At 77.1% G+C, this 10,668-nt stretch carries 8 protein-coding genes; 1 reads left to right on the forward strand and 7 read right to left on the reverse strand.

The features are described 5' to 3' along the window. Positions 1 to 40: 40 nt before the first annotated feature. The 6 genes from C6N75_RS24515 to C6N75_RS24540 all read right to left on the reverse strand — a co-directional run bounded on the left by C6N75_RS24515 (position 41) and on the right by C6N75_RS24540 (position 8,200). Positions 41 to 1,021, reverse strand: coding sequence for a TauD/TfdA family dioxygenase (locus C6N75_RS24515; RefSeq protein ID WP_105871072.1), 981 nt, complete (start codon positions 1,019 to 1,021; stop codon positions 41 to 43). Positions 1,022 to 1,027: 6 nt separating this feature from the next. After that, positions 1,028 to 3,514 carry a non-ribosomal peptide synthetase gene (locus C6N75_RS24520; protein WP_105871073.1) on the reverse strand — a complete coding sequence of 829 codons (2,487 nt, stop codon included), beginning with the start codon at positions 3,512 to 3,514 and terminating at the stop codon, positions 1,028 to 1,030. A 5-nt stretch (positions 3,515 to 3,519) separates the two neighbouring features. Continuing rightward, positions 3,520 to 6,108, reverse strand: coding sequence for a Pls/PosA family non-ribosomal peptide synthetase (locus C6N75_RS24525; RefSeq protein ID WP_105871074.1), 2,589 nt, complete (start codon positions 6,106 to 6,108; stop codon positions 3,520 to 3,522). 182 nt (positions 6,109 to 6,290) lie between these two features. Beyond that, a complete protein-coding gene (locus C6N75_RS24530) occupies positions 6,291 to 7,070 on the reverse strand; it encodes an anti-sigma factor (protein WP_105871075.1) in 780 nt (259 codons plus the stop codon). Beyond that, positions 7,067 to 7,633, reverse strand: coding sequence for an ECF RNA polymerase sigma factor SigK (sigK, locus tag C6N75_RS24535; RefSeq protein WP_105871079.1), 567 nt, complete (start codon positions 7,631 to 7,633; stop codon positions 7,067 to 7,069). Before sigK ends, C6N75_RS24530 begins: the two co-directional genes overlap by 4 nt. A 132-nt stretch (positions 7,634 to 7,765) precedes the next feature. After that, positions 7,766 to 8,200, reverse strand: coding sequence for an ATP-binding protein (locus tag C6N75_RS24540; RefSeq protein ID WP_181160604.1), 435 nt, complete (start codon positions 8,198 to 8,200; stop codon positions 7,766 to 7,768). Between the two features lie 215 nt (positions 8,201 to 8,415). Here C6N75_RS24540 and C6N75_RS24545 point away from each other — a divergent pair, with 215 nt between their 5' ends. Further along, positions 8,416 to 9,513 carry a 3-hydroxyisobutyryl-CoA hydrolase gene (locus tag C6N75_RS24545; RefSeq protein ID WP_105871077.1) on the forward strand — a complete coding sequence of 366 codons (1,098 nt, stop codon included), beginning with the start codon at positions 8,416 to 8,418 and terminating at the stop codon, positions 9,511 to 9,513. Between the two features lie 97 nt (positions 9,514 to 9,610). Here C6N75_RS24545 and C6N75_RS24550 read toward each other — a convergent pair whose 3' ends face one another. Continuing rightward, positions 9,611 to 10,567: an oxidoreductase gene (locus C6N75_RS24550; protein ID WP_105871078.1), complete on the reverse strand. Its 957-nt coding sequence runs from the start codon at positions 10,565 to 10,567 to the stop codon at positions 9,611 to 9,613. Between the last annotated feature and the right edge of the window lie 101 nt (positions 10,568 to 10,668).

A 10,668-nucleotide genomic window follows, 5' to 3' on the forward strand; every position in this document is an offset into this window, starting at 1 on the left:
GGGGGGCGGCGACGGGGTGGGGCGCGAGGGGCATGACGGGTCACCTCGGGGTGGGAGCGAGAGCGGAGGGCCGCACCGGATCGGCCATGGCGACGACCATGTCCCGGGCGCCCTGGTACGGCTCCCGGCTGTGCGCGGTACGGAGGTTGTCCAGGATCAGCAGGTCGCCGGCGCGCCAGGAGTGCGGCGCGGTGTGCTCGGCGTACACCTCGTTCAGCAGCCGCACCGTCTCCTCGTCGACCGGGTCGCCGCCGCCGTAGCGGGTGTCGAACGGCAGGGCGTCGGGGCCGTGGACGTCGGTGAGGTACTCGCGTACCTCCGGGTCCAGCGTCCACCGGCTCAGGAAGGCGATCTGGTTGAACCAGCAGCGGCGGCCGTCGGCCGGGTGCCGGATCACCGCCGCGCGCCGCTGGCGGGTGCGCAGGGAGCCGTCCGGCCCCCACTCGGCGGTGATCCCGTGCGCCCGGCAGTAGGCGTCGACGGCCGCCGGGTCCCCGGTGCCGAAGGACTGCTCGACGGTGGCCCCGATGTCGGCGTCGTAGGTGCGGGTCAGCAGCCAGCCCTCCGTCTCGAAGCGCCGGACGAGGTCCTCGGGCAGCGCCGCCAGCACGGCGGACCCGTCGGCGGTGCCGGTCTCCCCGCCGGCGTCCGCGGCGGTCAGGCAGGCGATCAGCAGCAGGCCGGGGCAGTCCTGGAGGTAACTCAGCTCGTGGTGCATGCACATGGGCTGCTGCGGCGGCCAGGCGGCCGACGAGTAGACGCCCTCCCGGTGGACCGTGCGGGCGGCGAACGCCTCGCGCTCGGCCGCCGGGACGCCGCCCAGGCCGCCGGCGACCGCCCCCACCTGACCGGCGTCGCGCAGGTCCAGGCCCCGGACCAGCACCGCTCCGTGCTCCGCCAGGGCGGCGCGCAGCTCGTCGCGGTGACCGGACGCCCAGGAGAAGGGGGTGCCGGGCGGGGCGGGCACCGTCGGGGGCGCGGTCGCGCGGCGGCCGGGGCGCAGGGGCGTGGAGGACGTCATCGTCGCTCACCTCACGGTGTCGGTGTCGGTGTCGGTGTCGGTGCCGGGGTCGTGGTCGGGGTCGTGGTCGTGGTCGAGCGGATCGGTGCGGTCGGCGAGCAGGGCGGCCTGGTCGGCCAGGACGGGGTGGCGGGTGATGTCGGCGACCGACAGCGAGCGGTCCAGGCGGATCGCGAGCCGGACGGCCGTCAGCGAGTCGCCGCCCCGGGAGACGAAGTGGTCGTGCCGGCCGATGCGGTCCGCCGGCACGCCCAGCACCTCGCCCCAGGCCGCCGCCAGCTTCCGCTCGGCCGCCCCGAGCGGAGCCTCGGGCCCGCCCGCGCCGCCGGGCCCGCCCGCGCCACCGGGAGGGTCGGGCGGCCCGGAGGCGAGCGCGGTGAGCGCCTTGCGGTCGGTCTTGCCGTTGCCGGTCAGCGGCAGCTCGGGCCGCCAGTGGAAGGTCTCCGGCACCATGTACGGCGGGAGCCGCCGGGCCAGGTGCTCCCGGAGCGTGCCGGCGTCCACCGGCCGCTCCCCGGCGCAGTAGGCCACCAGCCTGGCCGTGCCGCCGGCCGGCCGGGCGACCACCACGGCGGCGTCCCGCACGCCCGCCACCCGCAGCAGCGCGTTCTCCACCTCGCCGGTCTCCACCCGGAAGCCGCGCACCTTGACCTGGCCGTCCCGGCGGCCCAGGAACTCCAGCTTGCCGTCCGGCCGCCAGCGTCCCCGGTCACCGCTGCGGTACAGCCGCCGCCCGGGCGCCAGCGGGTCGTCCAGGAAGGACTCCCGGGTGCGCTCGGGGTCGCCCGCGTAGCCGCGGCCCACGCACACCCCGGAGAACACGATCTCCCCGGGCGCGCCGAGCGGCACCGGACGGAGCCGCTCGTCCACCACGTAGGCGCGCACGTTGCGCACCGGCCGCCCCAGCGGGACGCGCTCGCCCGCCGGCGGCCGGTCCATGACCTCGTGGTTGGTGTCGTCGGAGGTCTCGGTCAGGCCGTACGCGTTGACCAGCGGCGTCCCGGGCCGGGCGGCGAACCAGCGCCGGGCCAGCTCCGCCTTCAGCGACTCGCCCGTCACCGACACGCACCGCAGGTCCGCCAGCGCGCGCGGCCGCCGCTCCAGCGACGCCAGCACCGCGTCCAGATAGGAGGGCACCACCTGGAGCACGCCGACCCGGCCCCGCTCCACGGTGTCCAGGAACCGGTCCGCGTCCAGCACGGCCGCCTGGTCCACGATCAGCGTGCGCCCGCCCGCCAGCGGCCCGGCCAGCAGTTGCCACAGCGAGATGTCGAAGCACTGCGGCGCGGTCTGCGCGACCACCCGGTCCTCGCCCAGGCCCAGGTCCTCGATCTTGGCGAGCAGGTGGTTCAGCAGCCCGGCGTGCTCGCACATCGCGCCCTTGGGCTCACCGGTGGAGCCGGAGGTGAAGTACAGGTACGCCAGGTGGTCCGGCCCCACCGGCACGCCCGGGGCCTCGTCCGCGCGGGAGGCCGCGCACACCTCGGCGGCGTCCAGCACGGCCGCCCCGGGCAGCGCCGCCAGCGCCCCGCGCGGACCGGGCAGCGCGCTCGGCCCGGAGCCGGTCAGCACCAGTCGGACGGAGGCGCGGGCCAGCATGCGGCTGATCCGGGCGGCCGGGAAGTGCGGCTCGACCGGCAGATAGGCGCCGCCGGCCTTGAGGACCGCCAGCACCGAGGCCATCCACTCCAGGTCGCGCTCCCGGATCACGGCGACCGGCTCCTGCGGCCGCAGCCCCGCGTCCAGCAGCGCGTGCGCCAGCCGGTTGGCGCGCGCCTCCAGCTCCCGGAAGGTCCACCGGCGTCCGGCGTGCTCCGCCGCCACCGCGTCCGGCCGGGCGGCCGCCCGCTCCTCGAACAGCTCGTGCGCCCGGAGGTCGGGCAGCGGCCGCACCGGCCCGGCCAGTCGCTCGCTCTGGTAGCGGACCTCCGCGGCCGAGACCAGGCCCCGCCCGGCCTCGGGGGCGCCCGGCCCGGCGGTGAGCGCCGCGAGCGCGGCGCGGTGGTAGCCGGCGATCCGGGCCGCGGCCGCCGCGTCCAGCACGTCGGTGCGGTAGCGCAACCGCAGGGTGTACGCCGGGCCGGCGGCCTCGACGCCCACCCGCAGCGCCGGGCTGCCAGGCGACGCCCCCGCGGCCCCGCCCGGGTCGAAGACCACGTCCGGTTCCGACGCCGCAAGCGCGCGGGGAGCCCGGCGCGCGGCCCGCACCAGTTCCTCCCGGTCGTCGGTGACCGGGACCCGGAAGGCGGCCCCGCCGGCGTACCCGGTGGTGATCTCGCGCTCGCCGGTGAGCGCGGCCAGCACCCGCAGATGCGCGGCGAACAGCACGGCGGCGGGCGGCGCGCCCAGTTCCCCGGCGGTACGCCGCAGGGCGGCGCACTCCCGGTCGCTCAGCGTCTCGGTGTGCTCCGCGGCGCCGGGGCGCGGCGTGCGGGTCCAGCGCGGCACGGCGGTCCAGCTCCCGGCGGGCGCGGCGGCGGTCGTCGTCTCCATGTCCGTCACCTCCCCGGCGCCGGGGCCGGAGCCGCGGCGGGGTACGGGTCGCGGGCGGGCAGCGGGCGGGCCGGGTTGCCGCCCCAGTGGTCGCCGGGCGGCACGGCCTCGCCCTTCATCAGGAAGGTGTCGGGGGCGAGCACCGCGCCTTCGCCCAGCTCCACGCCGTAGTGCACGAAGGCCCGCACCCCCAGGGTGCAGCGGGCGCCGATCACCGTCGGCTCGGACTTGAAGGCGCCGTCCTCCTGCGAGTGGGTCTGCACCACGCTGCCCGCGTTGAGCGTGCAGCCGTCGCCGATGGCGACCAGCGCCCGCTCGGTGAGGTGGCAGCCGTCGTCGAAGACCCGGCGGCCGATCCGCACCCCCGCCAGCCGCATGACGGCGTTCTTGAACGGCGTGCCGTTGAGGACGCGGACATACGTCTCGGACGGGATCTTCCAGTACCGCTCGTGGTACCAGAACCGCCGGTCGTAGATGGAGCAGAACATCGGCCGCAGCGGGTGGCGGGCGGTGGTCAGCCGCTCCTCCAGCGCGAAGTACAGCGGGCCCGACAGCACCGCCGCCACGTTGGCCGGCGCGACCGCCCACACCCCGTACTGCGCGTACAGCTCGGCGGCCACCGTGGCCAGCAGCACCAGCCAGCTCACAAACAGCCAGCGGGCCAGCAGGTACAGCACCATGCTGACCGCGTTGTGCCGGGTCTTCGCGGCCAGCTTCGCCCGCAGGTCCCGGCCGTCGCGCACGTCCTCGTCGAAGGCGGTGTCGCGCAGCACGGTGCGCGGGATCTCGAAGCAGGGCGAGCCCAGCAGCCCGGTGTTCTCCCGGACCTCCCCGTCCACCGGGACCATCACCTTCGTCGCCAGCAGGCAGTTGTCGCCGGTGCGGCCCCGGGAGGGGTAGGCGATGTGGTTGCCGAGGAAGTTGCGCGGCCCGACCGCGGTGCGGGAGAGGGCGAAGGAGGTGTGCGAGTAGTCGGCGTCCAGCATCGCCAGCCCGTCGGCGACCATGGTCCCGGTGCCGACCGTCGCCAGGTACGGGGTCTCGTGCCGAACCTCGGTGCCGAAGTTGGAACCGGTCTGCTGGACCGGGGCGAGCCGGTAGCCGATCAGACCCAGGTAGTGGGTGACGGCGCAGGAGTCGCCGAACAGGCGCATCAGGAAACGCCGGTTGGTGGTGAGTGCGACGAACCGGTGCACCGCGTAGCGCACCCCGTACAGCGGGTAGACGGTGTCCGGCCGCAGGATCCGGTGCGCCAGCCTGGGCGCCGAGGCGACGAGCAGCAGCGCGAGCGGCAGCGCGCCGAAGAACAGCACCGTGGACAGCCCCAGCACCTCCGCGTAGAACACCCAGGAGGTGAGGGCCGTCGGGCCGGGCGCGAGGGCGGCTTCGAGCTGCGGCACCTCGGCGAGCAGGATGCCCGCCCCGCCGATGGCGAACGGCAGGTACACCCAGGCCACCGTCAGCACGGTCAGCACGCCGTGGGCGGCCCGGCGCAGGGCGCCCCCGCCGGCGGACGGCACGGTCCGGAAGTCCGCCCGGCCCGGCGCCGCGGGCGAGCCGTACCAGCGCTCCCCGGCCGGGACCGCCTGGCCGCTGTGCAGGCTGGAGGCGTGCCCGAGCTGGGCGCCGTCGCCGAGCGCGGTGGCGATGTCCAGCACGGTCGCCTCGCTGACGAGCGCGTCCGCGCCGATCGTGACGGCCCCGGTGCGGATCACCCCGGCCTCGGCGCGGTAGCAGTTCAGGTACACGTCCCGGCGGACCACCGTGCGCGGGCCGACGGTGAGCAGGTCGGGGCAGGCCGGCACATGGCGGGAGAAGACCACGGCGCCCCTGCCGATCCGCGCGCCCAGCGCCCGCAGATACAGCGAGTACAGCGGCGAACCGGCCAGCAGCACCACCGGGTTGGCCAGCAGCAGCGTCTTCACCAGCCAGAACCGCACATAGCGGGGGCCCCACACCGGGATGCGCGTCCCGGGCCGGTAGCGGCCGGCCAGCAGCCACTTCGCGGCGACCGGCAGCAGGCAGAGGGTGAGCAGCGCGGCCGACCCGAAGAGCACCGACCGCAGATAGGCGTCGCCCGCGCCGCCGCCCGCGGAGATCCACTCGTAGCCCAGCGCGGCGATCCCCGCGATCAGCGAGGCGTACCCGCAGAACAGCAGCAGTTGCAGTGCCCCGCACAGCACGTAGGCGCAGGGGCCGCCGGGCAGGTCGCGGCCGGCCCGCTCCACCGGCGCGGCGGCCGGCTCGGGCGCCGGCGTCCGCGTCTCCGCCGTGGCCGGGGAGCCGGCCAGCGCACCGGCCAGCGCACCGGCCGTACGGTGCTGGTAGACGTCCCGCATGGACACGGCAGGCAGGTCGGCGCGCTTCCTGACCCGGGCGCAGAACCGGGCCATGACCAGGGAGTCCGCGCCCAGTTCGGCGAAGAAGTCGCTGTCCGCGGAGACCTCCGGCGATCCGGTGACCTCGGCGAGGATCCCGCAGAACGCCCCCGCCGCCCCGGCGTAGGCGGGCTCGGCGGGCTCCGGGCCGCCGGCGGCCGGCTCGGGCGCGGCGGCGGGGGAGGGGGCCCGGGTGGCGAGCGGCTTCGCGGTCATGCGCACTCCCTGGGGGTGTGGCGGTGGCCGCCGGAGCCGTTGCGCCGCTGAGGCTCCGTGACGCCGTCTTCCGGCGGTCATGGCTGGTATTCGAGGCCGGTCACGGCCCGTATGAGGTGAAGGGGGACATTTCTTTCTCCCGGCTCCGGATTCCGGTGTCCGCCGGCCCTGCGGCGAAGGCGTCAGCCGGACGACGTGATGGGGACCACCGCCAGCGGGTCCGTGGTCGGCTGCGCGGACCCGCCCGCCGGCTCCACGCTGATGCCCACGGCGACCGCGTCCTCGATCCAGCCGTCCATCAGCCGCAGTTCCTCGCCGCCGTCGCCGGGCAGCAGCCCGGCCGGTCGCAGCTCGTCCGCGTCGGCGGCGTACCACAGCTCGTAGACCCGGCCGCCGGGCAGCCTGGGCAGCCGCTGCGCGGTGAACGCGGCCCGGTCCTGGCTCTGGGCCACCACGATGCCGACCGAGGCGCCGCCCGGCAGGCTCCCGGAGAAGATCTCCGCGTCGGAGGCGCTCAGCACGTCGGCGAGCGCGTCGGCCTGCGCGCGTGCCGCGCTCTGCGCCTGAGCCTCGCGCTCCCGGGCGTCCTCCGCCGCGGTGTGCTGCCAGGCGGCGACCCCGCCCAGCGCGACCACCGCCGCCAGGGCCGCGGCGAGCGCGAGCCGCAGCGGGCGGGCCGGGGCCCGGGGGCGCGGCGCCTCCGCGCCCCGGCGCTCCTGCGCGGTCCGCGACACCTGCTCCAGCACCCGGGCCCGTACGTCCGGCGGGGCGGGCACCGGGGGCCCGGTCCACGGCAGCGGGGCGTCGGCCAGCCAGGTCAGCGCCGAGGCGTACGCCTCCGCCTCCCGGCGGCACGCCTCGCAGCCCGCCAGGTGGTTCTCGAAGGCGGCCTCCTCGCCCGGCGGCAGCGCGTGCAGCACATACGCGCCGACCGAGGCGTGCGGCTCCTCGGCGGCGGTCACCGCACACCCTCCAGGCAGTCGTGCAGCTTGCGCAGACCGGCCCGCATCCGCGACTTCACCGTGCCGTGCGGGGTGGCCAGCGAGTCCGCGACCTCCCCGTACGTCATGCCCTGGTAGTAGGCCAGCACCAGCGGCACCCGCTGCATCCGCGCCAGCGAGGCGAGGCACCGGTAGACCCGGCGGCGCTCGTCGCGGTCGGCGACGGTCTCGGCGACCTCGTCGAAGGCGGTGTCCCGGGCCAGCAGGCCCGCCAGCCGCTCCCGCTCACTGCTCGCCTGCGCGGAGCGCACCCGGTCCACGGCCCGGCGGTGCGCCAGCGTCAGCACCCAGCTCCGGGCCGAGCCGCGCTCGGGGCGGAACCGGTCGGCGGTGCGCCACACCTCGACCATCACGTCCTGGGTGACCTCCTCGGCCTGCGCCACGTCCTTGACGATCCGGCAGGCCAGGCCCATCACCGCGTCCGCGTACGCGTCGTACACCTTGGTGAAGGCCGCCGCGTCCCCGTCGGCCGTGCGGAGCAGCAGCTCCCGCACGTCGGCGTCCGTCTCGGGTCCGTGTCGCAAGCGCAGCTCCCAGTCCGGCGCGACCGGGCCCGGCGCGGGACGCCCCAGGCCCGGTTCCACCCCTCCAGCTTGGAGCCGCCGGGAACGGGCCGCAAAAGGGGTACGGGGTCGGGCGTCCCCCGGCGCGGGCGGTCACCGGACCCGCCCCCGCTCCGGCGCGGGCAGGGCGCCCCCGCGCTCCAGCCGCACGTGCACGGTCTTGCCGCCGAGCGCCGGCACCACCGTCATCCGCCCGCCGAGCCGCTCGATCAGCGGCAGCCCGAAGCCGCCGCGCTCACCGCCCCGGCTCCACCGCTGCGGCAGCTCCTCGCCCCGGTCGGCGACCGCGACGTCCAGCGTCCCGGCCCGCTCGGTGAGCGTCAGCTCGCGGGGGCCGGGAGCGTGCCGCACCGCGTTGGCGACCAGCTCGGACACCACCAGCACGGCGTCGTCCACCCGGCCCGGCGGCCAGCCCGCGCCGGCCAGCAGCCCGGCGGCCGCACGGCGGGCGGCGGCCGGGGCGCACGGCCCGTCCGGCAGGTCGAGGAAGCAGACGGGTTCCGGCGGCGCCGGCGCGCTGGTGGGCATGACCGCCCCCGATCGGTGAAGGGGACTGCCGAGGACCCCGGTGCGGGGACCCGGCTCTGTGCCAGGCATTCGTAGCCGCGGGCCTCGCGGATGACCCCCGCCGCCACGGGTCGCCCGACCCACCGGGCACCATGGCCGGGCAGCCCGCTCCTGCTGGAAGGAAACAACGACACCATGCGCGTGACCGACCTCGAACGGCCTGCCGAGGCCCTGCGATGACCCCGGGAACCGAGCCGGTGCTGGTGCGGACCGAGGGGCGGGCCGGCTACCTCACCCTCAACCGGCCCACGGCGCTCAACGCCCTCACCCACCCCATGGTGGACATCCTCGCCGCCGCCCTGGACGCCTGGGCGGCCGACCCGGCCGTCGAGACCGTCGTGCTGACCGGCGCGGGGGAGCGCGGGCTGTGCGCGGGCGGCGACATCCGCGCCATCGCCGCCTCGGCCCGCGCGGGCACCGAGGAGGCGGCCGCGTTCTGGCGGGCCGAGTACCGGCTGAACGCCGCGATCGCCCGCTACCCCAAGCCGTACGTCGCCGTCATGGACGGCATCGTGATGGGCGGCGGCGTCGGCGTCTCCGGGCACGGCAGCGTCCGGATCGCCACCGAGCGCTCCCGGATCGCCATGCCCGAGACCGGCATCGGCTTCGTCCCCGACGTCGGCGGCACCTACCTGCTCGGCCGCGCACCGGGCGAACTGGGCCTGCACCTCGCCCTCACCGGCGCCCCGGTCGGCGCGGCCGACGCCCTGCTGTGCGGTCTGGCCGACCACCACGTCCCGGCCGCGGCGCTTCCCGCGCTCCTCGCCGACCTGGCCGCCGACCCCGTCCGCGACGTGCTGGCCCGGCACGTCCGGCCCGCCCCGCCCGGGGAACTGGACGCCCACCGGGAGTGGATCGACCCCTGCTACGCCGCGGACACCGTGGAGGAGATCACCGAGCGGCTGCTCACGCACGGAGCGCCCGCAGCCGGGCAGGCCGCCGCGACGCTGGCCGCCAGGTCGCCCACCGCGCTCAAGGTCACCCTGGCCGCGGTCCGCCGGGCCCGCCGGCTCGGCCCGCTGGAGCGGGTCCTGGAGCAGGAGTACCGGGTGTCCCTCGCCGCGCTGCGCCACCCGGACCTGGTCGAGGGCGTCCGCGCCCAGGTGATCGACAAGGACCGGCAGCCGCGCTGGCGGCCCGCCACCCTCGCCGAGGTCTCCGAGGACGACGTACGCCGCTCCTTCGCGCCGCTCGGCCCGGACCGGGAACTGCGGCTGCCGCCCGCCGCCGGCGACCCGGCCGGCCACGACCCGCGGACCTCCCCTCCCGCGTAGGCCCCGTCCGACAGGTGTCGCCCGGGCGCCGGCGTTCTGCGTCGGACAGGACCCGGCCGGCCGCCGCCGGGCACGGTGCGGCCGACCAGGCCGACGCCTACGCCGGCCGGCCCGTCAACCCCGCCATCGGGTCCACACCGGTGAGCCGCACCGAGGCGTCCCACAGGGCGGCCGCGGTGCCCGGGTCCTCGGCTGCGGCCGAGCGGCGGGCCGGCGCGGCGCCCCGGCCGCGGGTCTCCAGCGGGCCGCTGGGCCCGAAGAACTCGCCGCCGCGCACCCGCGGATCGGTGGCCGCCCGCAGGGTGGGCAGCGCGCCCCGGGCGGCGGGCTGGGTGTACAGCCGGGTCGCCCGCTCCAGCCTGGCCCGCCACTCCCGGCCCTCCATCCGCGGCCCGGCCTGCCCCAACTCGGTGGCGGACAGGCCCGGATGGGCGGCGACCGCGGTCACCGGCACGCCCGCCTCCTTCGCCCGCCGGTCCAGCTCGGCGGTGAACAGCAGGTTCGCCAGCTTCGCCTGCCCGTACGCCCGCCACTTGTCGTAGCGCCCGTGCTCCGCGTTGAGGTCCGCCAGGTCGATGCGCCCCATCCGGTGCGCGAGCGAGGAGACCGTCACCACCCGCCCGGACCCGGCGGCCAGCGCCTCGCCCAGCAGCCCGGTGAGCGCGAAGTGCCCCAGGTGGTTGGTGCCGAACTGCATCTCGAAGCCGTCCGCGGTGCGCCGCAGCGGCAGCGCCATCACCCCGGCGTTGTTCACCAGCAGCTCCAGCGCACCGCCGGCCGCCTCGGCCAGTCGCGGCGCTGCCTCGCGGACCGACGCCAGGTCGGCCAGGTCCAGCCTCACCAGCTCGACGTCCGCGCCGGGCGCCGCCGCCCGGATCCGCTCCAGCGCCGCACCGCCCTTGCGTTCGTCCCGGCAGGCGAGCACCGTCCGGGCCCCGGCCCGGGCCAGCAGCAGCGCGGTCACCGCCCCGATGCCGCTGTTGGCCCCGGTCACGACGGCGGTCGCGCCGTCCAGCCGGGGCATGTCGTGCGCAGTCCAGGAGGCCGGTGACATGGCCACTCCCCTCGCAGAGGTGTCGGTCGTCGTGATCGCGGGGACGCCTGCCCCTCCCATCGCACTTCACACGGTACGAGTCCGGGGCCCCCGGGGCCCGG

The sequence above is a fragment of the Streptomyces solincola genome, from assembly GCF_002982015.1.
In the GTDB taxonomy this organism is placed as follows: domain Bacteria; phylum Actinomycetota; class Actinomycetes; order Streptomycetales; family Streptomycetaceae; genus Streptomyces; species Streptomyces solincola.

Bases quoted from the DNA above. Each gene is read 5' to 3' on its own strand.
- C6N75_RS24515 (WP_105871072.1), bottom strand. From the start codon at position 1,021: ATGACGTCCTCCACGCCCCTGCGCCCCGGCCGCCGCGCGACCGCGCCC.
- C6N75_RS24540 (WP_181160604.1), bottom strand. From the start codon at position 8,200: ATGCCCACCAGCGCGCCGGCGCCGCCGGAACCCGTCTGCTTCCTCGAC.
- C6N75_RS24545 (WP_105871077.1), top strand. From the start codon at position 8,416: ATGACCCCGGGAACCGAGCCGGTGCTGGTGCGGACCGAGGGGCGGGCC.
- C6N75_RS24525 (WP_105871074.1), bottom strand. From the start codon at position 6,108: ATGACCGCGAAGCCGCTCGCCACCCGGGCCCCCTCCCCCGCCGCCGCG.
- C6N75_RS24520 (WP_105871073.1), bottom strand. From the start codon at position 3,514: ATGGAGACGACGACCGCCGCCGCGCCCGCCGGGAGCTGGACCGCCGTG.
- C6N75_RS24550 (WP_105871078.1), bottom strand. From the start codon at position 10,567: ATGTCACCGGCCTCCTGGACTGCGCACGACATGCCCCGGCTGGACGGC.